Genomic DNA, 26,198 nt, shown 5'->3' on the forward strand with positions numbered 1-26,198 from the left:
ATGCGACCGCGGGCGAGAAGCGGCGGGCGGACACCCCGGGAGCGAGGAGCGGCGAACAGACGCGCCCTCCGGAGCGGGCAGCGGCGCGCGGCAGCGGACCGCAGGACGGAGCCCGGACCGCACGGCCGCGGTCCGGGCTCCTACGCGGTCACGCGCTCTCCCCCTCCTCGGCACCGGACAGCGAGTTGCCCGGACCGGAGAGCAGACCGGTGGTGCCGATGAGATAGGCCAGTTGGGGCCGGCTGCGGCTGCCCAGTGCATCCGAGGTCTTCTTGATGTGGGTGGCCACCGTGCGCACACTCATGCCCAGCCGCTTGGCGATCGCCTCGTCCGTGAAGCCGTCCACCATGAGCCGGAGCACCGCGCTGCGGATCTCGTTGCTGATGAGCGGGGACCGCTGCGTCACGGTCCTCGGGTCGACGGACCGGGCACGCGCCCACATGTACTCGAACATCGTGGCCAGGTAGTTCACGAGCCCGGGGTGCCGCACGGTGAGCGCCGACGCGCTGCGGTCGCCCTCGCCCGGGATGAAGGCGATTCTCCGGTCGCAGATGATGACCCGGTCGAACACCTCGTCCAGTGTCCTGACCTGCGCCCCCACTTCCGTCACCCGCTCGATGTAGGCCATCGTGGGGCCGTGCGTCCGCACGGTGTGCTGGTACAGCGTCCGCTGCACGACGCCCCGTTCGTTGAGCTCCAGGTCCCGTTCCAGTGCCTGCCTGAGCAGTTGGGGCGACCGGCCGCCGCCGGGCTGTGCGGTGATCAGCTCCTCCTGGCACCCTTGGACGGCCCGCTCCAGCGCGGCAGCGATCAGGGCCGGATCGTCCAGGAGCTCCACCGGCGCCACCCGCTGCCGATGGGCCTTGTTGTGGATGTGGCGTATCCCGTCGATGGCCAGCAGGACGTCCGCTAACGCGTTCTGATGGCTCTGAATCGTGCGTTCGATGGGCCGCGCCGTGTTGGCGTAGGCCACATCCGGGGAGACCGCGAGAAACCTGCCGGCCTGTTCCGGGTCGGGGCGCAGCAGACCCAGCCCGAGGACGCACTCGGGGACGTCCCCGGAGACGCCCCCCTCGTTGATCGCGGACTCGTAGGCCCGCAGCCCTCGTTCACAGAGTTCTGTCACGCCTGCTTCACCTGTTGCGCAGTCACTTCCGCACATACGTCGCCCCTTCGCGGTGCCCCGTTTGGGTCATATTAGTGAGCCCTGGCTCCGCGGTGGATCTTGTCGGGTGTCGCCCGGGTGTCCCCGGGGAGGGAATCGGCCATGGTGACGGCGTGTCCGCCCGTCCGCATCTCGAGGGTGCGGTGGCGGCGCGGAGTCCTTCGGCGGCGCTGCGGGGGCGTGACGAACCGGGCCGTGGTCCGGTCGCTCGCGGCTGCGCGCCGACGGGAGACTGCCGGAGCGGTGACACGATCGACGGGTGTGCCGCCCGGGTGAACCGCGCGTCGTATGCGGCGAGGTCGACGACAGTGGTGGCCGCGAGCAGGCGGCCGCGCCCGATGTAGGCAGACATGGCTGATCCGATTCGTCACAGGTGCATGGCCCGGTGCGCCGTCCGGCCGGTCACCACCGGCGGCATTGGGGGATGACCCCAGCTTGTGCCGAGCTCCGTCCCACCGGCCAGACCCGCCGGCCCATCGGGGATGCTCGAACGATCCCACCGTCTGTGAACTGCGAAAACTCCCTGGCCTCGAACGCTCGGCTGGAATGGTGGAGCGGTGGGGCCACGAGGCCCCCACCGGGCCCGGCCCTCCTTCGAGCAATGCCGAGGGGCCGCTCCGGGCCGCGTCACGGCACGCGCCGGACTGCGGCACAGGGATGCGTCGGCACCGCGCCGCTCCGGCGACGGGTCCGGCCGTCAGGATGCACGAGTACAGGTACCGAAGGCACAGGACACCGAAGACGCGTGCACCGGTCCCGAAAGGGAGCCAGGGCCCTCCGTCAGCCGGACCGGTCGGACCGGCCGGCCGGTCCGGCCTTCCCCGTCCGCCCGATCCGTGCCTCCAGCCCGTCCAGCAGCACCTCCAGCGCCGCCCGGAACACCCGCTCGCCCGTCATCGCCGCCATGTGGGCGGAGGTGCGCGCGATCGCCGGATGGCGGGACGGGTCGACCGCCACGTAGTCGCGGGTCCAGGCCGCCTCGTCGCCCTCCTGCGCCGCCGGGTCGAGCGTCGCGAAGGCGGCGTCCATTCCGGACCAGGCGAGGGTGAAGTCGCCGTAGACACGGTGCAGGAGGGCGGACTGCTCGGGGTCGCAGCCGGCTTCGGCGAAGGCGGTCAGGATGTGCTCGACGATCCGCATCTCCGCGGGCCGCCGCGTGGTCCGGTAGGTGGCGACGACCGCGGCGGCCGGATGCCGCAGGGCCGTCTCGCGGCTGCCGACCGCCAGGTCGCTCAGGGTCGCCCGCCAGTCGCCGGGGGTCGGTTCGAAGGACTCCAGGACCTCCGCGAAGAGCCGGTCGGCCAGGAGCAGATGCAGCTCGTCCTTGTCCGCGACGTGCCGGTAGAGGGCCGACGGGTCCACGCCGAGCCGGGCCGCCAGCTTCCGCACGGTCAGCGCCTCGGCGCCGTGTTCGTCGCAGAGGGCGAGTGCCGCGTCCACGATGGTCGGCGCGTCCAGCAGCACCTTGGGCGGCCGCCCTCTGCCGCGTGCCGCCGTGTCGTCCGATGCCATGCACCCGATGAGATCAGCCGACGGCACCCCCGGGCAACCCCGTGCCGCCGTCCGGAAAATATTTTTCCAACAGTGTTGACTTAATCGGTCGGCGGACGTTTTCCTTCCCTCACCCCGGACCGAGGAGACGGCGCATGGACGACAGCCAGGACCCCCGTCACGACGAGTTCCACAAGACCCTCCGCACCCACCACGGCGTGATCATCGCGCTGGCCAACATCAGTCCCACCGTCTCCCTCGGCATCGGTCTCGGCTTCCTCGCCGCCGTCGCCGGAACGTCGCTGCCCGCCGCGTTCCTGCTGGCCGCGCTGCCGATCCTCGCCGTGTCCGGCGGCTACGCCCGCCTCGCCGCCCGCGACCCCAACTGCGGCACGGCGTACATCTGGGTGCGCCGCGCACTCGGCCCGTGGACCGGCTATCTCACCGGCTGGACCTCGGTCGCCACCAACATCATGTTTCTCTCCTACGCAGGCCAGCTGACCGGCCGGTTCACCCTCCAACTCGCCGACGAGGCAGGGCTGTTCCATACCGAGTCGACGGTCGCCATCACGCTCACCGGCCTGCTGTGGACCGGCCTGATCGTGATCGGCGCGGTGCGCGGTGTGCAGGACGCGACCGCCGTCCAGTCGGTGCTGCTCGGGCTGTCCGCGGTGGTCGTCCTCACCGTCGTCGGCACCGCCTTCGTCCGCGGGGACGCCGCCCCGGTGCAGGCGTCCTGGTTCTCGCCGTTCTCCTTCCCCGACCCGCTCACCCTGTTCAGCGCGACGGTGCTCGCCGCGTACATGTTCTGGGGCTGGGAGAGCGCCTTCAGCGTGGTCGAGGAGAACGCCGAGGCGCGGTCCTCGGGCCGGGCGGGCCTCATCGCGATCGTCGTCACGCTGGCACTCTTCCTGGTCGGCGCGGCCGGCTTCCTGCACGCGCTCACCCCCGGCCGGCTCGCCGACCCGCTCGCCGGGATCACCGAACTCGCCCGCACCTTCTACGGAACCGGCGGCGCGATCGCCGCGGCCGCCGCGATGCTCGCCGCCACCGTCGCCTGCATGCAGTCCTCGGTGATCGCCGGATCCCGGCTGACCCTGGCGATGGGCCGCGACGGGGTGCTCGGCCCCAGCTGGGCCCGGCTGCACCCGACTCTCCGGACCCCGGTCACCTCCACCCTGCGCACCGCGGGACTCGCCGTCGCGCTCTCCGTGGCCGGGCTCGCCGTCGGCAAGCTCTCCGAGGTCGTCCTGGCCGTCGTCAACTCGGTCGGCATCCTGGTGTCGTTGCTGTACGGCATCGGGGGCTGGGCCTGCGTCATCACCTTCCGGGGCGAGCTGCGCGGCGGACGCCTCCGCGACATCCTCGTCGTGGGCGTCCTGCCCGCGCTCGGCGGGACGGCGCTGCTGCTCCTCGGCGGCCTGGTCGCGTACCAGCAGTGGACGTCCGTCGACCACCTGGCCGTCGACCCGGAGAACGGGCGCTTCCTCACGGCTCTCCCGCTCGGCACCGTCCTCCTCGGCGTCCCGGCCGCTCTCTGGACCCGCTACCGCCGCAAGGCCGCCTACTTCACCCGGCCGGCGCCCCCGCTCGCGCCCGCCCCCGCACCGACATCCGCGTCCACCACGTCCACGTCCACCACTCCTGGAGTCTCCGCATGAGCACCGCCCCCGATCTCGTCCTCCTCAACGGCACCGTCTGGACCGCCGGACCGGCCCGCGACCGCGCCTCGGCGCTCGCGGTCACCGGCGACCGGATCACCGCGGTCGGCAGCGACCGGGAGATCCGCGAGCTGGCCGGTCCCCGCACCGAAGTCGTCGACCTGGACGGGCGGTTCGCGCTTCCCGGGTTCACCGACGCGCATGTGCACCCGGTGATCGCGGGCCTCGGGATGCTCGGCTGCGACCTGTCCGACGGGCGGGACGTGGACGCGTACCGCAGGACCATCCGCGGGTACGCGGACGCGCACCCGGAGGAGGAGTGGATCGTCGGCAGCGGCTGGTCGTTCGACGCGTTCCCGGGCGGGCTGCCGCCGCGCGGCGTGCTGGACGAGGTGGTGCCGGACCGGCCCGCGTACTTCCCGGTGCGGGACGGGCACTCCGCCTGGGCCAACGCCCGCGCGCTCGCCCTGGCCGGCATCGACCGCGACACCCCGGACCCGGCCGACGGCCGGATCGAACGCGACGCGGACGGCGAGCCGACGGGTGTGCTGCACGAGGGCGCCATGGGCCTGGTCGGCGACCGTACCCCGCCGGTCACCCCCGAGCGGGCCCGCGCCGGGCTCCTCGCCGCGCAGACGCTCCTGCACTCGCTGGGCATCACCGGCTGGCAGGACGCCCTGGTCGGCGCGTACGGCGGCTACCCGGACCCGCTCGACACCTACCTGGAAGCCGACGCCGACGGTTCGCTCACCGCCCGCGTCCGCGCCGCCCTCTGGTGGGACCGGGAGGCGGGCCTGGAGCAGATCGAGTCGCTGATCGCGCGGCGGGCGAGGGCCGACGCGCAGGGCGGGCGGCGGTTCACCGCGGGCACCGTGAAGATCATGCAGGACGGCGTGGTGGAGAACTTCTCCGCCGCCCTGCTGGAGCCCTACCTGGACTCGTGCGGCTGTCCCGGCGACAACCGCGGACTGTCCATGGTCGACCCGGCTCTCCTGCGCGAGGCCGCGGTCCGGCTGGACGCCGAAGGGTTCCAGATGCACTTCCACGCCCTCGGGGACCGCGCGGTCCGCGAGGCCCTGGACTCGCTGGAGGCCGCCGTCGCCGCCAACGGCCACACCGGCAACCGGCACCACCTCGCGCACCTCCAGGTCGTCCACCCCGACGACATCCCGCGCTTCCGCACCCTGCGCGCCACCGCCAACATCCAACCGCTGTGGGCCGCCCACGAGCCCGCCATGGACGACCTCACGCTGCCCTTCCTCGGCGCGGAGCGCGGCGCCCTCCAGTACCCGTTCGGGGCACTCCACGCGGCGGGCGCGATGCTCGCGGCGGGCAGCGACTGGTTCGTCTCCAGCCCTGACCCGATGCACGGCATCCACGTCGCCGTGAACCGTCAGATCTGGCCGGAGGAGCTGGGAGAGCCCGTGCTCCGTCCGCCGTTCCTGCCGCACCAGCGCCTCGCCCTCACCGAGGCGCTCGCCGCGTACACGGCGGGGTCGGCCTGGGTGAACCACCAGGACGAGGCCGGCGTCCTCGCCCCCGGGCGGCTCGCGGACATCGCGGTCCTGGACCGCGACCCGTTCGAGGTGGACCCGCGGGAGCTGCACGGCATCCGGTGCGTGCGGACGTACGTGGGCGGGACCGCGGTGCACGTCGCGGAGTGAGAAGGGCCCGGCGCGGGCCCGTGCGGGGGCCCGCGCCGGCGGTCGGTTGTGCGACGGCGCGGCCGGGCGGCGGCCCGCTGCCCGGCCGCCGCGGGCCGGAACGGGCCGCACCCGCCGACGGGCCGCTTCCATCCGGGGCCCGCTGCCGTCCGGGGCCCGCTCCGGCCCGCACGCCGCCGCCCCGTCCCCCTCCGGCCGCCACCGTCAACGCCCCGGGAATCCTCACGGCCCCGGGGCGTTGACGCAGAGGTGACCTCCGCACTCGCCACCACCCGGTTCTCCGTACTGGACCGCTCCCGCACCCGCCAGGGGCAGGCGCCCGAGCAGGCGTTGCGCGACACCGTGCGGTTCGCGCAGCAGGCCGAGGCCCTGGGCTACCACCGGTTCTGGGTGTCGGAGCACCACAGCGTGCCCGGGGTGGCGGGTTCGGCGCCGACCGTGCTGGCGGCGGCCGTCGCCGCGGCCACCTCCCGTATCCGGGTCGGCACCGGCGGGGTCATGCTGCCCAATCACCAGCCGCTCGTCGTCGCCGAGCAGTTCGGCGTCCTGGAGTCGCTCTTCCCCGGCCGCATCGACATGGGCCTCGGCCGGTCGGTCGGGTTCACCGACGGGATCCGCCGGGCGCTCGGCCGGGGCAAGGAGGACGCCGAGGACTTCCCGGCCCGGCTGGCCGAGCTGCTCGGCTACTTCACCGGGGAGCAGACGGCGCATCCGCAGGTGCACGCCCGGCCGGCCGAGGGGCTGCGGGTGCCGGCCTTCGTCCTGGCGACCGGCGCCGGGGCCGATCACGCGGCGGCGTTCGGGCTGCCGCTGGTCATCGCGGCCGTGCGGGGCGAGGACGCGATGCTGCGGACGATCGACCGGTACCGGGAGCGGTTCCGGCCCTCGGCCCGGTCGGCGGAGCCGTACGTGGTGCTGTCCGGCACGGTCGCCGTCGCCGGGACCGCCGACGAGGCGTGGCGGCTGCTGCTGCCGGAGGCGTGGTCGGCCGCCTGGTCGCGCACCCACGGGGAGTTCCCGCCGCTGCGGCCGCCGGAGGAGATCCTGGACCTGCGGATGAGCACCCGTGAGCGCACACTGTTCGAGGAGGCGCTCCACGGCCATCTGCACGGCACCGGGCCCGACGTGGCCGAGGCGCTGGAGAAGCTGCTGGCCCGCAGCGCGGCCGATGAGATGCTGGTGACGACGAGCACCTACGACCGTCGGCGGGAGCTGGACTCGTACCGGCGGCTGGCCCGCGTCGTGGGGCTGCCCGGCGGAGCCGGTGCCGGACAGCCGGCCACCGTCCCTCCCCGAGCCCCTGCGGAGACCGATGAGCACCCCGGCCCATGATCCGTTCGTCCGTGTACGCGGCGCCCGTGAGCACAATCTGCGCCGGGTCGACGTGGACATCCCCCGGGATGTACTGGCCGTCTTCACCGGGGTCTCCGGTTCCGGCAAGTCCTCGCTGGCCTTCGGCACGATCTACGCGGAGGCGCAGCGGCGCTACTTCGAGTCCGTCGCCCCGTACGCCCGCCGGCTGATCCACCAGGTGGGGGCGCCCGCGGTGGACGACATCCTGGGGCTGCCGCCGGCGGTCGCCCTGGAGCAGCGGCGCGGGGCACCCACGTCGCGGTCGTACGTCGGCACGGTGACGACGCTCTCCAACACGCTGCGGATGCTGTTCTCCCGGGCCGGCAGCTACCCGCCGGGGGCGGAGCGGCTGGACTCCGACGCGTTCTCCCCCAACACCGCGGCCGGCGCCTGCCCGGCCTGCCACGGCCTGGGCACCGTGCACCGGACGACGGAGGAACTGCTGGTCCCGGACCCGTCGCTGAGCATCCGGGACGGAGCGATCGCCGCCTGGCCCGGGGCGTGGCACGGCAAGAACCTGCGCGATGTGCTCCGGACGCTGGGCCACGACATCGACCGGCCCTGGCGCGAGCTGCCGCAGAAGGACCGGGACTGGATCCTCTTCACCGACGAGCAGCCGGTGGTGACGGTGCATCCGGTGCGGGAGGCCGGGCGCATCCAGCGGCCCTACCAGGGGACGTACGTCGGCGCCCGGCGCCATGTGATGCACACCTTCGCCGACTCCCGGAGCACGACACTGCGGGCGCGGGCCGAACGCTTCCTGGAGAGCTCGCGCTGTCCGGACTGCGACGGCAGCCGGCTGCGGCCGGAGTCCCTCGCCGTCACCTTCGCCGGACACACCATCGCCCAGCTGAACGCGCTGCCCCTGACGTCGCTCGCCGAGGTGCTGCGGCCGGTCGGCGAGGGCCGGTGGGCGGAGGAGGCGGACGAGCCGCGCCGCCGGGTCGCCGAGGCGCTCTGCGCGGACCTCGCCGCACGGGTCGGGGTGATCACCGAGCTGGGGCTCGGCTATCTGAGCCTGGACCGCACGACGCCGACCCTCTCCCCCGGCGAGCTCCAGCGGCTGCGGCTGGCCACCCAGCTGCGGTCGGGCCTGTTCGGCGTGGTGTACGTGCTGGACGAGCCGTCCGCCGGGCTCCATCCGGCCGACACCGAGGCACTGCTGACCGTGCTGCTGCGGCTGCTGGAGGCGGGGAACTCGGTGTACGTCGTCGAGCACGACATGGAGGTGGTGCGCCGGGCGGACTGGATCGTCGACGTCGGGCCGCACGCGGGCGAGCACGGCGGCCGGGTGCTGCACAGCGGGCCGGTGGACGCGCTGGCCCAGGTCGAGGAGTCGGCCACCCGCCGGTTCCTGTTCGCCACCGGCCCGGACCCGGCCGCGGGCCGCACCCCGCGCGAACCGTCCGGCTGGCTGCGGCTGCGCGGCATCGACCGGCACAACCTGCGGAGCGTGGACGCCGAACTGCCGCTGGGCGTGTTCACCGCGGTCACCGGGGTGTCCGGATCGGGCAAGTCGACGCTGGTCGGGCAGGTCCTGGCCGCCGTACTCCAGCGCCACCTCGGCCCGGCCCAGTCGGCTCCGGACAGCGAGGCCGACACCGACGCGGCGCCGGACGGCGAGGACGCGAGCGCCGGAGTGACGGCCGAGGGCGTGGCGGCCGTGGACCGGCTGGTGCAGGTGGACCAGAAGCCGATCGGCCGCACCCCGCGCTCCAACCTGGCCACCTACACGGGCCTGTTCGACTCCGTGCGCAAGGTGTTCGCGGCCACCGACGACGCCCGGGCGCGCGGCTACGCGGCCGGCCGGTTCTCGTTCAACGTCGCGGGCGGGCGGTGCGAGACCTGCCAGGGCGAGGGGTTCGTGGCCGTGGAGCTGCTGTTCCTGCCCGGTACGTACGCGCCGTGCCCCACCTGTCACGGCTCCCGGTACAACGAGGAGACGCTGCAGGTCCGTTACCGGGAGCGGACCATCGCCGAGGTGCTGGACATGACCGTGGACACCGCGGTCGCGTTCTTCGAGGACGTCCGCCCCGCCGCCCGCAGCCTGCGCACCCTCCAGGAGGTGGGCCTGGGCTATCTGCGGCTCGGCCAGCCCGCCACCGAACTGTCGGGCGGCGAGGCGCAGCGCATCAAGCTCGCCTCGGAACTCCAGCGGACCCGCCGCGGCCACACCGTGTACCTGCTGGACGAGCCGACGACGGGCCTGCATCCGGCCGATGTGGAGCTGCTGATGCGGCAGTTGCACGGGCTGGTGGACGCCGGGCACTCGGTGTTCGTCGTCGAGCACGAGATGAGTGTGGTGGCGGGCGCCGACTGGGTGATCGACCTGGGACCGGGCGGCGGCGACGCGGGCGGCCGCATCGTGGCCGCCGGGCCACCGGCGTCGGTGGCCCGCGCGTCGGGGAGCCGGACGGCGGAGTACTTGGCGCGGAGGCTCAGGGGGTGAACTGAACGGTGGTACCGGTACGGGGCACCGCGGGGCGGGTACCGGCCGTGAGCCGTGGCGGGACCACCACCGAGCCGCCACCGCTCACGGCTCACGGCTCACCTCTTTCTTGCGAGCAGGCCGTGGCGTTCACGCCGGGGAGGAATCGTAGCGGGGTGTTGCGACGCGGGGCGTCGCCGTATCCGGTCCGGGGTGCGGAGTGCCCGTACTGCTGTGGGAGTCGCCGTTCTAATGCGAACGTGTGTGCCTGTGGTCGCTGGTCGGGGTGGTGGCTGTGGGAGTGGGGGCGGTTGTGCGTCCGTCGTACGTATGGTCGTTCGCAGGGTTGGGGATGGCGCTGCGTCCCGGTCGGGGCTATGAGGGGGCGGGATGGTGCAGGTGGGGGCGGTTGCGGTGGTCGGGTATGCGCGTTACACGTACCGGTTGCGTGTGTCGTCCACGGCCCGTGCCGCTCTGGTGGCGGAGGGGGACCGGTGCCGTTGGGTCTGGAACGAGTGTGTCGCCAAGTCCAGGGCCGTGCACTTGTACAACAAGGCGAGTGGCAGGAAGCAGACGTGCGGCCCGGCGCAGCTGGACAGGATGCTGACCGAGGCTCGGAGGAGCACTCCGTGGCTGCGTGAGGGCTCGTCGGTTGTCCAGCAGCAGGTCATCCGTGATTTTGGCCGTGCCCGCGCCAGGGCGCACAAGGACATCACCGAGCGCCTGCCGGTGCGGCAGCGGGCGGGTATGCCGACGTGGAAGACCAAACGGGAGAGTCTGCCGACCGTCAACTACACCCGGCGGGGCTTCCGGTTGAAGGACGGCCGGCTGCACCTGGCCGGGGGCGTGGTGGTGGCGGTGGTGTGGTCTCGGGAGTTGCCGGCGCGGCCGTCCTCGGTGCGTGTCTACCAGGACAGCCTCGGGCACTGGTACGGCTCGTTCGTCGTCCCCGCCCAGGTACAGCCCCTGCCCGAAACCGGCCGCGTTCTTGGCGTCGACTGGGGTGTGAAGGAGACCGCGACCACGACCTCCGAATCGCACGACCTCCCCCACGCCGAACACGGCCAGAGGGCCCGGGCGAAGCTGGCCCGGTACGACCGGATGATGGCCCGCCGCAGGCCGAAGAAGGGCCGGCCGGCGTCGAAGGGCTACCGCGAGGCGAAGAAGCTGCGGGCCAAGGCACACAAGAAGGCCGCCAGGCAGCGTGAGGACACCGGCCGCAAGTGGGCCAGGAAGGCGGTCCTCGACCACGACGCCATCGCGGTCGAGGACTTCCGCCCGAAGTTCCTGGCCCAGACCACCATGGCCCGCAAGGCCGCGGACGCTGCCATCGGCGCCACCAAAGCCGCTCTGATCCACATGGGCCGCAAACACGGGCGGGACATCCGCCTGGTCCACCCCGCGCACACCACGATGGACTGCGCGCACTGCGATGCGAGAGCCAAACATCGCCTGCCGCTGGGGGAGCGCACCTACACCTGCACCGCCTGCGGAAACACCTCCCCACGGGACAAAAACTCCGCACGCGTCATGCTCATCCGGGCTGGTCTCAACCCGGCTGGTGCTGATGGCACAAGACCTCCCGGAGCGCTGCTCCAGGAGGCGGCCTGAGCCAGGAATCCCTTCCCCCTTCAGGGAGGGGAGGATTCAAGGCAGGAAGTACATCGGGTTCGGCAGCTTGAACGTCCTGTTGGCGTAGCCGCCCTTGAGGTCGCTGTACTGGTCGCCGAAGTTGGCCACGATGTCGTACCCCTGGGACTCGATGTGCTTCCGAGTCCCGGACTTGTACTCCACTGTGCTGCACTTCGCCCCGCACGGCAGGTACGCGGGCGGGTTGGCCTTGTTCTTCAGGTAGAAGTGCGCCCTGTTCGTGGGGGTCTTGTACCCGGCGGCCTTGAGGTTGCGGACGCTCCAGGCGCGCTGGTGCTCGTCGCGGCCGGTCAGGAAGAACACCGTGTAGCCCTTGGCCCGCGCCCGGTTGACCAGCTCGGGCATGCCGAACACCGGGTCCATATCGGTGCTCTTCAGGTACTTGTCCTGGGACTCGGGGGTGAAGTTGAAGCCCACCTGGAGCTCGTAGTTGTACGTCAGCAGCGTGGTGTCGTCGACATCGAGCACGATCGCCGGCTTGCCGTGGTCCGTCCGCGTCGCGGTGCGGTCGAGGTAGCGCTCGGCCTTGGCCCGTATGCCCTTGACCTGCTGGGCGTAGTTGCCGTCCGGGGAGGCGTAGTGCTGCCCGTCCTTGTCGACGGTGTCACCGTAGTAGGCCTTGATCTTGTCGGTGACGTGGGTGAGGTTCGGGATCTCCCGGTCCGTACGGGGTACGGAGTGCTCGGCGGTCGCCGCACCGGCGGCGTAGAGCCCGGTACCGACGGCAGCCGCGGCGACCACGGCTGCGATACGGACGCGCGGGGAGGTGAGCTTCGGGGGCACGCGGAATCTCCTGTGCTGTGGGGGGAGACAAAGGTGTAGTGAAGCTAGAGCGTGGCCTCTTGGCCGGTCAAGGGTCTTCTACGCGCGCAGAAGCAAGGATTCGTGCCCGGCCCTCGCCACACGAGGATCCGGCAGTCGCCCAGGGAGCACCATGACTGACCAGCCAGCTTTCACGTTTGAGCATGTGGACGCCTCGGGCGCCGAGGCGTCCGAGGTTCCGTTCCGCCAGGTGTACGCCGAGGCCTTCGCCGAATCTCCCTACACGAAACCGAGGCGGATACCTCAGCCGCTGTCCGCCGGTTCCGTTCCCAAGCGCGCCGCGGCGCTTTCCGAGGCGCATTGGCGCGCACAGGGGTCGTCACGCCCGCCCGATGGCCGCCTCGTTCATGGTGAACACCGTGGCTCCGTTCTTACGCGCCGGGGCGTCAGGGGAAGTACGGAAGGCGATGCTGTCAGCCGCTTCCGACCTGCTCTACCTGACGGGCTACATGGCCGTGGACGAAAGTTTGCACAGCCTCGCGCAGCGCTACTACGTCAAGGCTCTGGAGCTGGCGGGCGCGGCCGGCGACCACCTGACGTACTGCACCACGCTACGCGGCATGAGTGTCCAGGCGGTCGACCTCCGTCACGGGACCAAGGCCTTGGAGTTGGCCGATGCCGCCGCTACCGCTTCGCCGAAAGCCGGACCCCGGATGCGGGCCTTTCTCGCAGGTCAGCAGGCGCACGCTGCCGCCCAGACCGGCAATCGTCGGGACGCGCTGCACTTCATCAAGGAAGCCGAAGTCGCCATGGATCGGGCGGAGTCACGCGGCAAGACATTCGGCTCGTACGACCCCTCGACGCTCAACTACCACATCGGCCAAGTCCGTTACGAGCTGGGCGACAAGGACGGAGCGGTAACCGCCATGCTGGATGCGGATCGGCTCCGCGACAGTGTGTATCGGCGGAGTCGAGTGCACCGGCGTGCTCTGCTCGCGGAACGACAACTGGAGATCGGCCACCTCGAAGCCGCCTGCAATGCCTGGCACCAGGCCCTCGACGACTACCCCGTGGTGCAGTCCGGTCGTGCCGATGAGCGGGTGAGGGCGATGTTCGGCCTCTTGCGGCCACATCTGAGGAACCCGACCGCCCGTGACCTGTACGAGCGGGCGCGGACGGTCGTACCGACCACCGTGATCGACTGACGCCCCCACCGTTCTGGACAGCCCCGTTGAGCCCCGTTCATCTGCCCATGGCGAATCTGCGACAGGCAGAGAAACCGCATCCGGGGGTCCGGCGAGGTCAAGAGTGGAGTCAACGGCATCCCTGCCCCGACAAGGAGACCAGATGACTCCCCTCACCACGCCCCCGCCCCGCGCGGAGGAGGGCGACACACCGCCCAGCCGCTTCGACGACCATCTCGCGGCCCAGTTGCTCGCCCAGCGGATCGTCCTCCTCGGCACACAGGTCGACGACGTGTCGGCCAACCGGGTGTGCGCGCAGCTGTTGCTGCTGTCGGCGGAGGACCCGCGCACCGACATCAGCCTGTACATCAACAGCCCCGGCGGGTCGGTCACCGCGGGTCTCGCCGTCTACGACACCATGCGGCTCATCCCGAACGACGTCTCGACACTGGCGATGGGGTTCGCCGCCAGCATGGGCCAGTTCCTGCTCACCGTGGGGACGCCCGGCAAGCGGCTCGCGCTGCCGAACGCGCGGATCATGATGCACCAGCCCTCGGCGGGCATCGGTGGCACCGCCGCGGACATCGAGATCCAGGCGGAGAACCTCGAGTTCACCAAGCAGGCCATCGAGCGGATCACCGCCGAGCACACCGGGCAGAGCGAGGAGACGATCGCCCGGGACGGCGACCGGGACCGCTGGTTCACGGCCGAGCAGGCCAGGGAGTACGGGATCGTGGACCGGGTGGTGGAGTCGCTCGCCGACATCCGCCCGGCCGCGTCGCGTCGACGGATGGGGTTGTGACATGGGGTCGTACACGGTTCCCTACGTCGTCGAGCGGACCGCGCAGGGTGAGCGGTCCTACGACGTCTTCAGCCGGCTGCTCAACGAGCGGATCATCTTCCTCGGCACCGAGATCGACGACGGGGTCGCCAACGTCGTCATCGCGCAGCTCCTGCATCTGGAGTCGGCGAACCCGGAGCAGGAGATCTCGATCTATCTCAACTCGCCCGGAGGATCGTTCACTTCACTGATGGCGATCTACGACACGATGACGTTCGTGCAGGCGCCGATCTCCACGTTCTGCGTCGGTCAGGCAGCCTCGACGGCGGCGGTGCTGCTGGCCGGCGGAGATCCCGGGCGCCGGTTCGTGCTCCAGCACGCGCGGGTGCTGCTCGGCCAGCCGGCCAGCGGCGGCCGGCAGGGGACCGTCTCCGACCTCAGCCTCGCGGCCAAGGAGATGGTCCGCATCCGCTCGCAGGTCGAGGAGGTCCTGTCCCGGCACACGCAGCACGACGTGGCGACGCTGCGCGCGGACATGGACCGGGACAAGGTGTTCACCGCCGAGGAGGCCGTCGCCTACGGGCTCGCCGACGAGGTGCTGAACCGACGGTTCGCGTTCGCCTGACCCCGCGCGGCCGTGGCCGAAAGCCGGCGAGCCGGCCGGTACGGCGGGGGTGCGCCCCGTCGTACCGGCCGTCGGTCCGGTCAGGCTGCCAGGCAGAGGCCGTCGTACTGCCCCGTGGACGACGTGCGGCCCCGGCCCACCCGGCTCCGGGTGTACCGGGCCAGGTCGTCCTGGGCGAGCGAGAGCAGGTCGCCGAGGCCGAGCCCGAGGGCCTGGGCGGCGGCGGCGAGCACCTCGGAGGAAGCCTCCTTGCGTCCGCGCTCCACTTCCGACAGGTACGGCATCGAGATCCGGGACGCCTCCGCGACGTCCTTCAGCGTGCGCTGCTGGGCGAGCCGCTCGCGCCGCAGCACACCGCCGACGAGGTCGCGCCACAGGGGTTCCCTCGGCTCGGGTGTCCGCGGGGCTCCCGCCGGTCGCTGCGGGGCGCGGGTCGCCCCACCGGAACCGGGCGACGAGGTCTGCGGGCGCAGGGGGATGACACGGGCTTCGTTCGGCGCATGAGTGGTCACCTCTTCAGCCTAGGGATCCGGGGCGCCGGGGGAAGGGAACGGCGTTCTGCCCTGGGTGAAGCCGCGCGGGCGGACCGGAGGTGTCGCGAGCCGGCGCACCTTCCCGTTCCAGGTACCGATCCCGTTCAGGACCCCGCCCCCGACCCTCCGATCACACCGATCCGGAAGCCCAGCCACGGGTACGTGTGGTTGTAGAAGTCGTTGTCCTGGGGCTGGAGTCCGACCGCCGAGGGCCACATCTGGAAGGCCTCCGCGTTCGAGACGCCGCCGTGCAGGCGGCGCCAGACCCGCACCCCGTTCTGTCCGGCCGGCGGCGGGGTGATGGTGTCGGTCCATTCGACGGCGTTGCCGCCCTGGTCCAGCGTGCCCCAGGGCGAGGGCGTCCCCGCCTGGCCGACCGTGCTCAGGCTGCCCTGGTAGAGCTTGGGGTAGCTGACGGGGTCGAGACCGATCGGGTTGACGGTGGTGCAGTCCTCGGGGGTCACCTGGCCCGGGCACCAGGCCGGGGCGGGCTTGCCGGACGCGTGGTACGAGGCGAGGGGCTGGTCCGCGGCGTTGGTGACATCGCCGGTCGTCGGGTTGAGGACCGTGGGGTTGGGGGCGGTGGCGTCGCCGTCGCCGAACACCCCGGCGTTGGTGGGGTACTTCCAGTAGGAGTAGGTACCGCCGCCGGCCGGGTCGTAGTAGGCCGCCTTGATCCATTCGTTCTGGCTGGGGACGACGAAGCCCGTGGCGCGGGTGCGCGTCGGGGCACGCCGGGCGAGGTCGTACATGCCGCGCTCGGTGCGGGGCGACAGGGCGACCCGGTAGGTGACGGTGCGGGAGGGGCCGTCGGCGGACGTCGTCCGGGAGAGCACCCGGCCGTTCTGGAGGGCGTTGACGAAGCGTGCGGCGCGCAGGAAGGTCGAGAACCCGTAGGGCTTGGCCGCCCACTGCGGGTAGGCCACCGCGTAGTGGCGGCCCGGGCCCGCGCCGGCCGAGAAGTCGATCTGCCCGTACCTGGGCCAGGCCGAGGCGCTCTCGGTGTCGTCGTACAGGTCGTGGGGGTCCCGGCCGGTGGGGTCGGCGGTGTTGAGGAAGGCCACCCACTGCTCGACGGTGACCTCCAGCCGGCCGATCTCGTAGACGTACGGGACGCCGCCGATCATCTGGCAGCCCTGTGACGTCTGCGGGGCGTCGGCACAGGTGCGGTACACGGCGTCGGTGAACGGGACGACGCCGACCGCGGGGTTGCCGGGTGCGCCGATCCCGCGGGTCGTCACGATGACGACTCCGTCGCCGCCGGATCCGGTCGGACGGCCCGGCCCGGCCACCGCGGCGGCGCCCGAGGCAGCCGTGCACGGGGCGAACAGGGCCGGGATCCCGCAGGCGACGAGGACGGCCGCGCGGAGGCGGGTACGGCAGGAGGCGAGGCGCATGGTCAGACCCTTTCGGCCGCGGCGGCCCGCCCCTGACCGGCGGCCGCGCCCGCTGGTGCGGGTGGTCCGGGTCATGGCTGCGGGGGCGGGCCACGCTAGCCGCGCGGCCGGGGCACCGGCGCTCCCGACGCGACGGCGCGCGGGAGTGAACCCGCAGGCCGACGCGGGGCCAGCCGTTCGGAGCAGTGGGGAGCCGGTGTTCACGGGCCTGGCGCCGCGACGGCCGGCGCCGTGCCGGTGGGATGCAGGCCGTCCGGCGCGACTGTCCATGGTCCATGGGACGGATCGGTGGCCGCTGGTGCCTCCTCACTGATCGGCGCTTCGACCAGGGGGAATCGGAGGGCGGCCAGTCAGGCGTCCCGGTATTGGTCCCGGACTTCGGGGCGTTGCCGAAAGCCGGCCGACGCGTAGGTGACGACGGCGCCGGCATTCACGCTCGGGGCGCAGACGAGCGCGCTCGACGAGCCCAGCTCCTGGAGGGCGGCCGCCGCGGCGACGGTGATCGCCTCGCCGTAGCCGCGACGCCGGTGTTCCCGGTGCACGCCCATCGGTTCGAGCAACCCGGGCCTGCCCGGACCGGCCGACCACACCGTCACCGCCGCCACCGCGTGGCCCCGGTCGTCGTACGCGACCAGGCTCCGGGCGTCGGCGTACGGCAATCCGGCCGCCATCGTGTGCCAGCGCTCGGCCGTGCACCTCGACCCGTCGAACGCTGCCCGATGGACGGCGGCGAACACGTGCGCCTGCTCCGGCCCGACCACCTCGATCCGCACGCCTGGATCCTGCACCGGCTCCGTGAGGTCGCGGCGCAGCGGCGTCCACGGCTCGTCGGCCTTCCAGCCGTCCTCGAACAGCAGATCCCGGATCAGGGCCCCCATCGGCGACTCGACGGCCACCTTCCCCTCGGGCAGTACGCCGCGCTCCGGATCGGTCACGTCCGCTACCAGCTGCCGCGCCAGCTCCTCGTCCCGCTGGGCGTCCGGCGCGATCGTCAGCCGCAGCAGCCCGGGGCCGTCCAGCAGGCCGACGGCGAGAATGCGTCCGTCCCGGCGCCACGTCCTGACCGCCGCGGCGGTCGCTTCCCCGCCCGACTGCCAGAACCAGCCCAGGTCCCCCGGGTGCAGTTGCATCGGCGCCCCGTCGTACTGCCACTCCCGCAGCACGCCCACGGCCTCGCTCAGTCCGCCGACTCCCGGCCTGCCCAGCACCATCGCCCTACCCCTCGCCGGCCACCAACGCGACCTGCCCCAGCAGGCCCCGACCTCCCCGAAACGAACTCAGCTCAGGTCACTTGGGCTTGGGCCTCCTTGGCGGACGCCTCCAGCCTGTTCCAGTACTCCTGGTACCAGGCCTTGTCGCCGCCGTCCATGTTGCTGTTGGACTCCCGCATGCCGACCTTTCCGTCGATCAGCTCGCGGACGATGTCGGCGTGGCCGGCGTGCCGGTTCGTCTCGGCAGTCATGTGCAACATGATCCGCTGAAGCGTCACCTCGCCCTTGTCGCCCCACCACGCGACGTGGCCCATCGCGTCGAGCGGCAGCGCCTCGATCGTCGTGTCCGCATGCGCACAGGCACGGTGGTAGAGGCCGAGGATCTCCTCTCGCGACTCGTCGGCGCTGGCCCACATGTCCGCGTTGGGCTCGGCGCCCTCGTCGTGCCACGGGAAGGATTCGTTGTGCGGGCGGCCGAAGGTCGGGCCGAAGTACCCCAGCTCGACGCCGGCCAGATGCTTGACGAGGCCGAGGAGGTTGGTGCCGGTCGGCGTCAGGGGACGGCGGACGTCGTACTCGGACAGTCCGTCCAGCTTCCAGATGACGGCCTCGCGGGCCGCCTTGAGGTAGCGGTGCAGATCGTCCTTGGGGTCATGGGTCTTCATGGGGCCGAGTCTCGCACCACCCACCGACAACGGTCGCCTGACTTTCCCGGTCGCTCAGCAGGGATCAGCCGACGTCCGGGCCGTCCACGCCGCGCACCGGCCGTCCCAGGAGCCCGGATGCGGCAGGATTCGGTCAGTACCGGAACCCGGCTCCACCATGAGCCGTCCAGTGGCTCGACTGCCGTTCCCACCGGGTGCGGCCGGTCCGGCCCCGCCCTCACCCCCGTCCCCTCCCCGGAGCCTTCCGCGCCGCCCGCAGGTACTCGCGGTTCAGCGCCGCGATGCTGGGCAGCGGGATGCCCTTCGGGCAGGCGGTGGCGCACTCGCCGGTGTTGGTGCAGCCACCGAAGCCCTCGGCGTCCATGGCCGTCACCATGTCCAGGACGCGGCTCTCCCGCTCCGGCGCCCCCTGCGGCAAGGAGCGCAGATGGACGACCTTGGCGGCGGTGAAGAGCATCGCCGAACCGTTGGGGCAGGCGGCCACGCAGGCTCCGCATCCGATGCACCCGGCGTTCTCGAACGCCGTGTCGGCGTCGGCCTTGGGGACCGGGGTGGCGTGTGCGTCGGGGGCGCTGCCGGTCGGGGCGGTGATCCAGCCGCCCGCGCCGATGACCCGGTCGAGCGCGGTCCGGTCGACGACCAGGTCCTTGACGACGGGGAACGCCGCGGCGCGCCACGGTTCGACGTCGATGGTGTCGCCGTCGCGGAAGTGCCGCATGTGGAGCTGGCAGGTGGTGGTGGGTTCGGGGCCGTGGGCCCGGCCGTCGATGACCATGCCGCAGGCGCCGCAGATGCCCTCGCGGCAGTCGTGGTCGAAGGCGACGGGTTCGTCACCGCGCTCGGTCAGCTCCTCGTTGAGGGTGTCGAGCACCTCGAGGAACGACATGTCGGGTGAGACGCCGCGCACCTCGTAGCTGGTCATCGCGCCGGGTGCCCCGGGCCCCGGCTGCCGCCAGATGCGCAGGGTGAGGGTCATCGGGTGCGCCGGGTCGGGCCCGCGCCGTGCCGGGGTCATGCGTAGCTCCGCTGGGTGGGGTGGACGGATGTGAAGACCAGGGGTTCCTTGTGGAGCACGGGCGGGGCTCCGGTGCCGGTGAACTCCCAGGCGGCGGCGTAGGAGAAGCGTTCGTCGTCGCGCTGGGCCTCGCCGTCGGGGGTGCGGCTCTCGGTGCGGAAGTGGCCGCCGCAGGACTCCTCGCGGTGCAGGGCGTCGAGGCACATCAGCTCGGCGAGTTCCAGATGGTCGGCGACGCGGTTGGCGTGCTCCAGGGACTGGTTGAGCTGCTCCCCGGTGCCGGGCACCCGGACCCGCCGCCAGAACTCCTCGCGCAGCGCGGGGATCCGGTCCAGTGCGGTGCGCAGTCCGGCCTCGTCGCGGGCCATGCCGCAGCGGTCCCAGAGCAGCCGGCCCAGTTCGCGGTGGAAGGATTCGGGGGTGCGGTCGCCGTTCACCGAGAGCAGCAGGCGGAGGTGGTCCTCGGTGTCCGCGACGGCCTCGACGACCGCCGGGTGGTCCCGGGGTATCTCCTGCAGCGGTGTCCGGGCCAGGTAGTCGTTGACCGAGGTGGGCAGCACGAAGTAGCCGTCGGCGAGGCCCTGCATGAGGGCGCTGGCGCCGAGCCGGTTGGCGCCGTGGTCGGAGAAGTTGGCCTCCCCGACGGCGAACAGGCCCGGCACGGTGGTCCGGAGGTCGTAGTCGACCCAGAGCCCGCCCATCGTGTAGTGGATGGCCGGATAGATGCGCATCGGCACCGCGTACGGGTCCTCGGCGGTGATCCGGTGGTACATCTCGAAGAGGTTGCCGTACTTCGCCTCGACGGCGGCGCGGCCCATCCGGGCGATGGCGTCGGCGAAGTCCAGGTAGACGCCCTGGCCGCCGGGTCCGACGCCGCGCCCTTCGTCGCAGACGCTCTTGGCCGCGCGGGAGGCGATGTCACGCGGGACCAGGTTGCCGAAGGACGGGTAGAGCCGTTCCAGGTAGTAGTCGCGTTCCGCTTCCGGGATCGCGCCGGGCGGCCGGGGGTCGCCCTGGATCCTCGGCACCCAGATGCGGCCGTCGTTGCGGAGCGACTCGCTCATCAGCGTCAGCTTGGACTGGTGGTCGCCGGAGCGCGGGATGCAGGTGGGGTGGATCTGGGTGAAGCAGGGGTTGGCGAACCAGGCGCCGCGCCGGTGGGCCCGCCAGATCGCGGTGGCGTTGGAGTTCTTGGCGTTGGTCGACAGGTGGAAGACGTTGCCGTAGCCGCCGGTGGCCAGGACGACGGCGTCGGCGAGGTGGCTGGTGATCCGGCCGGTGACCAGGTCGCGGGCGACGATGCCGCGGGCCCGGCCGTCGACGACGACGAGGTCGAGCATCTCGGTGCGGGCGTGCAGTTCGACCCGGCCGGCCGCGATCTGCCGGGAGAGTGCCTGGTATGCGCCGAGCAACAGCTGCTGGCCCGTCTGGCCGCGGGCGTAGAAGGTGCGGGAGACCTGGACGCCGCCGAAGGAGCGGGTGTCGAGCAGCCCGCCGTACTCGCGGGCGAACGGCACACCCTGGGCCACGCACTGGTCGATGATCTGCACCGACAGCTCGGCGAGCCGGTGGACGTTGGACTCCCGGGCGCGGAAGTCGCCGCCCTTGACGGTGTCGTGGAACAGCCGGTGCACCGAGTCCCCGTCGTTGCGGTAGTTCTTGGCCGCGTTGATGCCGCCCTGGGCGGCGATGGAGTGGGCGCGGCGCGGTGAGTCCTGGTAACAGAACTGGACGACGCGGTAGCCCTGTTCGGCGAGGGTCGCGCCGGCCGAGCCGCCGGCCAGCCCGGTGCCGACCACGATGACCGTGTGCTTGCGGCGGTTGGCCGGGTTGACCAGGGCGGCCTCGAAGCGGCGGCGGTCCCAGCGCTGTTCGACGGGCCCGGCCGGGGCCCGGGTGTCGGCGAGCGGTTCCCCGGTGCGGTAGGAGGTGTAAGGGGTCATGTCAGTCCACCAGCCCGGTCAGTACGGCGACGGGCACGCTGAGGAAGCCCGCGGTCAGGACGGCGGAGAGGCCGGCGGCCGTCACCTTGAGCGTCCGGTCCCGGCGGGCGCTGTTGGCGCCGAGGGTCTGCGCCGCGCTCCAGAAGCCGTGGTGGATGTGGAGACAGAGGGCGAGCATCGCCACGATGTAGATGCCGCCGCCGTACCAGGTCGAGAAGGAGGCGACGAGGTTCTCGTACGGATGGTCCCGCTCGGCCCGCGGGTTCACCGTGAGGGTGGTGAAGTCCAGGATGTGCCAGACGATGAACAGGCCGAGGATCACGCCGCCCCAGCGCATGGTGCGGGTGGCGTAGCCGGCCCGGCGCCGCCGGTGGGCGTAGCCCTGCGGCCGGGCGGCCCGGTCCCGCCGGCTGAGCTGGTACGCGGCGACCGCGTGCAGGACGACGCAGGCGGTGAGCCCGGTGCGCATGATCCACAGGAACCAGGTGCGGTGCAGGACCGGTGCGCCGATGGTGCGCAGCCAGGCTCCGTACCGGTTGAACTCGTCGGGGCCGAAGAAGACCTTCAGGTTGCCCGCCATGTGGGAGACCAGGAAGAGCAGCATGACCACGCCGGTGACGGCCATGACCGCCTTCTTGCCGACGGTCGACCGCCAGACCCGACGCAGCGTTGACGAAGAAGCCGCAGTTGATGAAGAAGCCGCCGTGGACGGAGAGGCCGCCCTCGTTGCGAGTGCCATGGTCATCGACGGTAGGTCGGCCCCCTTCGACAGGTCCAAGACATGGTTCGGCTCATCTCCATAGGAAGGGCCTATGGTGAGGGGGTGCAGTTCCAGCAGCTCCGGTACTTCGTCGCGGTGGCCGAGACCCGGCACTTCACCCGGGCCGCCGAGCAGGTCCATGTCGCCCAGCCGTCGCTGTCCCAGCAGATCAGGGCCCTGGAGCGGGAGCTGGGCGCGGACCTCTTCAGCCGGGCCCGGGGCCATGTCGCGCTGACCGACGCCGGTGAGGCGCTGCTCCCGCTGGCCCGGCGCATCCTGGCGGACACCGAGACGGCCCGCTACGCGGTGCAGGAGGTGGTGCAGCTGAGGCGCGGCCGGGTGCGCCTCGGGGCCACGCCGAGCCTGTGCACCGGCCTGCTGCCGGACGTGCTGCGCGCCTTCCACGACCGGCATCCGGGGATCGAGCTGCTGCTGGAGGAGAGCGGTTCGCACGACCTGGTACGCGGGCTGGCCCGGGGCGGGCTCGACCTGGCCCTGCTGATCCTGCCGCTGCCCGGCTCCTCCCCCGCCCTGACGACGACGGAGCTGCTGCGGGAGGACCTCGTGGTGGTGTCGTCGCAGGCCGCCGGGGCGCCGGGCGGGGGCGGCCCCGTCCGGCCCGAGGATCTGCGCGACCAGCCGCTGGTGATGTTCCGCCACGGCTACGACCTGCGGGAACTCACCGTCGCGGCCTGCCGGGCGGCGGGCTTCGAGCCGGCCTTCGCGGTGGAGGGCGGGGAGCTGGACGCGGTGCTCGGCTTCGTCCGGGCGGGTCTGGGCCTGGCGGTGCTGCCGAGCATGGTCGCCGGACGGGCCGGTCCGGGGCTGCGCAGCACCCCGTTCGCAGCGCCGGGGCTGCGGCGCACCATCGCCCTCGCCCACCGGACGGATGTGGCGCCGCCCCGGGCCGCGCGGGAGCTGCGCCGGGTGCTGCTGGAGCATTTGCGGGATGCCGCGGCTCGGGGGAGGCTGCCTGAAGGCACGGAATTGACCGCCCCCGCCTGAGCTCCGGCCCGGGCAGCCCGAGCTCCGGTCCGGGCACCGGCGACGTTCCGCATTACCGGAGCACCGCCGGGCAGTCTTGAGGGTGCGTCTCCCAGTGGCTTAGGTGGAACGAGCAACTCGGCACCGCGACCGGCCGGGATGCGAGAGGGTTCCTTCGACGAGAGGTACCGGCCGTGCTGCACGAACCGAGGACGACCCCCGCGAGCACCCTGACCGAGGCCGTCGCCGAGGCCTACGTGGAGGGCATCTGTTTCAAGACCGGACCGCCCCGGCGGCTCGGTGTCGAACTGGAATGGCTGGTCCGGGACCTGCACCAACCGTCCCGGCCCGTGGACCCCGGCCGGCACGCCGCCGCCGTCGCGGCGCTGCGCCGCCTGCCGCTGCGGTCCCCCCTGACGTTCGAGCCCGGTGGCCAGCTCGAACTCAGTCCCCCTCCGGCCGGCTCGCTCACCGCGTGTGTGGCGCAGGCCGAGGCGGACCTGGTCCTCGTCCGGGCCGTGCTACGCGAGCACGCGCTGCGCCTGGTGGGCCACGGCCACGACCCGCGGCATCCGCCCCGCCGGCTGCTCACCGCACCGCGGTACGACGCCATGGAGGCGTACTTCGACCGCGGCGGCCGGGCCGGCCGCTCCATGATGTGTTCCTCGGCGTCCGTGCAGGTGTGTCTGGACGCCGGTCACGAGGAGCCGGGCCCGCTGGGGTACGCCCGCCGGTGGCGGCTCGCCCATCTGCTGGGGGCCGTGCTGGTCGCGGCGTTCGCGAACTCCCCGCTGCGCGAGGGCCGGCCCACCGGCTGGCGGTCCACCCGGCAGGCCGTCTGGGCCGAGCTCGACCCGGGCCGGTCGCTCGCCCCGCCCGAGGGCCGGGCCCCGCGGGCGGCGTGGACCCGCTACGTGCTCGACGCACCGGTGATGTGCGTGCGCTGCGACGAGGGGCCCTGGACCGTTCCGGAGGGGCTGACGTTCCGGGAGTGGATCCGCCGCGGCCTCCCCCGCCCACCGGAGCAGGCGGACCTCGACTACCACGTGACGACCCTCTTCCCGCCCGTCCGGCCGCGCGGCCACCTGGAGCTGCGCATGATCGACGCCCAGCCCGGGGACGACGGGTGGCAGGTCCCGCTGGCCGTCACGGCCTCCCTCTTCGACGACCCGGAGGCGTCCGAGACCGCCTACCGGGCGATCAAACCGCTCGCCGAGACCGCCGGTTCCGCTCCGGCGCCCCGCAACCCGCTGTGGCGCGCCGCCGCCCGGCACGGTCTCACCGATCCCGAACTGCACGCCGCTGCCCTCGTCTGCTTCACGGCGGCGCAGGAGGCGCTGCCCCGGATCGGGGCGTCCGACGCGCTCCGAGCCGCCGTGGCCGCCTTCACCGAAGGCTATGTCGCCCGCGGACGATGTCCCGCCGACGACGTGCTCGACCCCGCTCCAGGGAAGGCTCCAGGGAAGGACATCCGCTCATGACCGCCACCGGCCCCGTCACCGAAACAGGCCCCGTCATCGGTGCCGAGGCGCTCCGGCAGCGGGCCGTCGACGCCCTCCGCACCGCCCGGGAGCGCACCGCTCTCCTCACCGGCTGCGTCGAGGACCCCGACCTCACCGCCCAGCACTCGCCGCTGATGTCGCCCCTGGTCTGGGACCTGGCGCACATCGGCAACCAGGAGGAGCAGTGGCTGCTGCGGACCGTCGGCGGCCGCGACGCCCTCCGGCCGGACATCGACAAGGTCTACGACGCCTTCGAGCACCCGCGGGCCGAGCGCCCCTCGCTGCCGCTGCTGCCGCCCGCCGAGGCCCGCGGCTATGTCGCCGACGTGCGCAGCCGGGTGCTGGACGTCCTGGAGAGCACCCCGCTGACCGGCGGCCGGCTCATCGACGCCGGGTTCGCCTTCGGGATGATCGCCCAGCACGAGCAGCAGCACGACGAGACGATGCTCATCACCCACCAGCTGCGGCGCGGACCGGCCGCCCTGACCGCTCCCCCGCCGCCGCCCGCACCGGCCGACGCCGCGGGGCTGCCCGCCGAGGTCCTGGTGCCCGGCGGCCCGTTCCTCATGGGGACGTCCGCCGAGCCGTGGTCCCTGGACAACGAACGCCCCGGCCACACCCGCGAGGTGCCGGGCTTCTTCATCGACACGGTGCCGGTCAGCAACGGCGCCTACACCCGCTTCATCGAGGACGGCGGCTACGACGACGCCCGCTGGTGGGCCCCCGAGGGCTGGGCGTACCTCCGGGAACACGGCCTGGCCGCGCCGCTGTTCTGGCAGCGCGACGGCCGGACCTGGCTGCGGCGGCGGTTCGGGGTCACCGAGCCGGTGCCCGCCGACGAGCCGGTGCTGCACGTCAGCTGGTACGAGGCCGACGCCTACGCGCGCTGGGCCGGGCGCCGGCTGCCCACCGAGGCGGAGTGGGAGAAGGCGGCCCGCCACGACCCGGCCACGGGCCGCTCCCGGCGCTACCCGTGGGGCGACGCCGACCCGTCCCCCGAGCTCGCCAACCTCGGCCAGCGCCATCTGCGGCCCGCCCCCGTGGGCAGCTACCCGGAGGGCGCCTCGCCGCTGGGCGTGCGGCAGCTGATGGGCGATGTGTGGGAGTGGACGTCCAGCGAGTTCCTGCCCTACCCGGGGTTCGCCGCCTTCCCCTACCGGGAGTACTCCGAGGTGTTCTTCGGCGACGGCTACAAGGTGCTCCGCGGCGGCTGCTTCGCCGTCGACCCGGTCGCCTGCCGCGGCACGTTCCGCAACTGGGACCACCCGATCAGGCGGCAGATCTTCTCCGGCTTCCGGACCGCCCGCGACGCGACCCCGGAGGCCGTGTGAACACCCGCCGAGCAGCCCCGCCGCCCGCAGACGGATTCCGCTCCCGGACCGCCCGCCCGCATCCGGCCTCCGTCGGGAGCGCCGCCGGGAGGC

The 26,198-nt window shown here is 72.6% G+C and carries 21 protein-coding genes and 1 pseudogene; 12 read left to right on the top strand and 10 right to left on the bottom strand.

Annotated elements, in window-relative coordinates; translation table 11 throughout:
• Positions 1-148 precede the first annotated feature (148 nt).
• Both ACFYYR_RS20455 and ACFYYR_RS20460 read right to left on the bottom strand, forming a co-directional pair.
• Positions 149-1,126 carry a LuxR C-terminal-related transcriptional regulator gene (locus ACFYYR_RS20455; RefSeq protein WP_388855111.1) on the bottom strand — a complete coding sequence of 326 codons (978 nt, stop codon included), beginning with the start codon at positions 1,124-1,126 and terminating at the stop codon, positions 149-151.
• Positions 1,127-1,945: 819 nt separating this feature from the next.
• A complete protein-coding gene (locus ACFYYR_RS20460) occupies positions 1,946-2,677 on the bottom strand; it encodes a TetR/AcrR family transcriptional regulator C-terminal domain-containing protein (RefSeq protein ID WP_388855114.1) in 732 nt (243 codons plus the stop codon).
• Between the two features lie 134 nt (positions 2,678-2,811).
• Between ACFYYR_RS20460 and ACFYYR_RS20465 the strand changes: the two genes are divergently transcribed.
• From ACFYYR_RS20465 to ACFYYR_RS20485, 5 genes are all read left to right on the top strand, one after another.
• On the top strand, positions 2,812-4,317 hold the full coding sequence (locus ACFYYR_RS20465; protein ID WP_388855117.1) for an APC family permease: 1,506 nt from the start codon (positions 2,812-2,814) through the stop codon (positions 4,315-4,317).
• Positions 4,314-5,981 carry an amidohydrolase gene (locus ACFYYR_RS20470; RefSeq protein WP_388855120.1) on the top strand — a complete coding sequence of 556 codons (1,668 nt, stop codon included), beginning with the start codon at positions 4,314-4,316 and terminating at the stop codon, positions 5,979-5,981. Before ACFYYR_RS20465 ends, ACFYYR_RS20470 begins: the two co-directional genes overlap by 4 nt.
• A gap of 249 nt (positions 5,982-6,230) precedes the next feature.
• Positions 6,231-7,313, top strand: coding sequence for an LLM class flavin-dependent oxidoreductase (locus tag ACFYYR_RS20475; RefSeq protein WP_388855123.1), 1,083 nt, complete (start codon positions 6,231-6,233; stop codon positions 7,311-7,313).
• Entirely contained in the window at positions 7,294-9,783 is a 2,490-nt protein-coding gene (gene uvrA, locus ACFYYR_RS20480; protein ID WP_388855126.1) for an excinuclease ABC subunit UvrA, read from the top strand. The genes ACFYYR_RS20475 and uvrA overlap by 20 nt, the downstream gene beginning before the upstream one ends.
• A 369-nt stretch (positions 9,784-10,152) precedes the next feature.
• Positions 10,153-11,373, top strand: coding sequence for an RNA-guided endonuclease InsQ/TnpB family protein (locus ACFYYR_RS20485; protein WP_388855129.1), 1,221 nt, complete (start codon positions 10,153-10,155; stop codon positions 11,371-11,373).
• Between the two features lie 36 nt (positions 11,374-11,409).
• On the opposite strand, the gene ACFYYR_RS20490 is transcribed toward ACFYYR_RS20485, so the two are convergent.
• Positions 11,410-12,195, bottom strand: coding sequence for an HAD family acid phosphatase (locus ACFYYR_RS20490; RefSeq protein WP_388855132.1), 786 nt, complete (start codon positions 12,193-12,195; stop codon positions 11,410-11,412).
• 353 nt (positions 12,196-12,548) lie between these two features.
• Between ACFYYR_RS20490 and ACFYYR_RS20495 the strand changes: the two are divergent.
• The 3 genes and pseudogenes from ACFYYR_RS20495 to ACFYYR_RS20505 form a co-directional block, all read left to right on the top strand.
• Positions 12,549-13,379 (top strand): annotated as a pseudogene (locus ACFYYR_RS20495) (transcriptional regulator); the annotation flags it as partial.
• A gap of 142 nt (positions 13,380-13,521) precedes the next feature.
• Positions 13,522-14,160, top strand: a complete 639-nt coding sequence (locus ACFYYR_RS20500) for an ATP-dependent Clp protease proteolytic subunit (RefSeq protein WP_388855135.1) — start codon at positions 13,522-13,524, stop codon at positions 14,158-14,160.
• 1 nt (position 14,161) lies between these two features.
• The gene (locus ACFYYR_RS20505) at positions 14,162-14,764 is read left to right on the top strand and encodes a ClpP family protease (RefSeq protein WP_388855138.1); all 603 of its coding nucleotides are present in this window, start codon (positions 14,162-14,164) and stop codon (positions 14,762-14,764) included.
• A gap of 80 nt (positions 14,765-14,844) precedes the next feature.
• On the opposite strand, the gene ACFYYR_RS20510 is transcribed toward ACFYYR_RS20505, so the two are convergent.
• The 7 genes from ACFYYR_RS20510 to ACFYYR_RS20540 all read right to left on the bottom strand — a co-directional run bounded on the left by ACFYYR_RS20510 (position 14,845) and on the right by ACFYYR_RS20540 (position 22,153).
• Positions 14,845-15,276 (bottom strand): helix-turn-helix domain-containing protein, encoded by a 432-nt coding sequence (locus ACFYYR_RS20510; protein ID WP_388855141.1) that lies wholly within the window; start codon positions 15,274-15,276, stop codon positions 14,845-14,847.
• Between the two features lie 125 nt (positions 15,277-15,401).
• Positions 15,402-16,694: a hypothetical protein gene (locus ACFYYR_RS20515; RefSeq protein ID WP_388855144.1), complete on the bottom strand. Its 1,293-nt coding sequence runs from the start codon at positions 16,692-16,694 to the stop codon at positions 15,402-15,404.
• 350 nt (positions 16,695-17,044) lie between these two features.
• Positions 17,045-17,905: a GNAT family N-acetyltransferase gene (locus ACFYYR_RS20520; RefSeq protein WP_388855147.1), complete on the bottom strand. Its 861-nt coding sequence runs from the start codon at positions 17,903-17,905 to the stop codon at positions 17,045-17,047.
• 71 nt (positions 17,906-17,976) lie between these two features.
• Positions 17,977-18,570, bottom strand: coding sequence for a DinB family protein (locus ACFYYR_RS20525; protein ID WP_388855150.1), 594 nt, complete (start codon positions 18,568-18,570; stop codon positions 17,977-17,979).
• 217 nt (positions 18,571-18,787) lie between these two features.
• Positions 18,788-19,546, bottom strand: coding sequence for a succinate dehydrogenase/fumarate reductase iron-sulfur subunit (locus ACFYYR_RS20530; protein ID WP_388855442.1), 759 nt, complete (start codon positions 19,544-19,546; stop codon positions 18,788-18,790).
• 35 nt (positions 19,547-19,581) lie between these two features.
• Positions 19,582-21,528 (bottom strand): fumarate reductase/succinate dehydrogenase flavoprotein subunit, encoded by a 1,947-nt coding sequence (locus ACFYYR_RS20535; protein ID WP_388855153.1) that lies wholly within the window; start codon positions 21,526-21,528, stop codon positions 19,582-19,584.
• A 1-nt stretch (position 21,529) separates the two neighbouring features.
• Positions 21,530-22,153, bottom strand: coding sequence for a succinate dehydrogenase cytochrome b subunit (locus tag ACFYYR_RS20540; protein WP_388855156.1), 624 nt, complete (start codon positions 22,151-22,153; stop codon positions 21,530-21,532).
• Here ACFYYR_RS20540 and ACFYYR_RS20545 point away from each other — a divergent pair.
• The 4 genes from ACFYYR_RS20545 (at position 22,131) to egtB (ending at position 26,105) form a co-directional block, all read left to right on the top strand.
• Entirely contained in the window at positions 22,131-22,331 is a 201-nt protein-coding gene (locus ACFYYR_RS20545) for a hypothetical protein (RefSeq protein ID WP_388855159.1), read from the top strand. The genes ACFYYR_RS20540 and ACFYYR_RS20545 overlap by 23 nt on opposite strands.
• A 20-nt stretch (positions 22,332-22,351) precedes the next feature.
• Entirely contained in the window at positions 22,352-23,293 is a 942-nt protein-coding gene (locus ACFYYR_RS20550) for a LysR substrate-binding domain-containing protein (protein WP_388855162.1), read from the top strand.
• Between the two features lie 173 nt (positions 23,294-23,466).
• Positions 23,467-24,753, top strand: a complete 1,287-nt coding sequence (gene egtA / locus ACFYYR_RS20555) for an ergothioneine biosynthesis glutamate--cysteine ligase EgtA (RefSeq protein ID WP_388855165.1) — start codon at positions 23,467-23,469, stop codon at positions 24,751-24,753.
• A complete protein-coding gene (gene egtB, locus ACFYYR_RS20560; RefSeq protein WP_388855167.1) occupies positions 24,750-26,105 on the top strand; it encodes an ergothioneine biosynthesis protein EgtB in 1,356 nt (451 codons plus the stop codon). Before egtA ends, egtB begins: the two co-directional genes overlap by 4 nt.
• Positions 26,106-26,198 lie beyond the last annotated feature (93 nt).

Source organism: Streptomyces sp. NPDC001922 (genome assembly GCF_042891165.1).
In the GTDB taxonomy this organism is placed as follows: domain Bacteria; phylum Actinomycetota; class Actinomycetes; order Streptomycetales; family Streptomycetaceae; genus Streptomyces.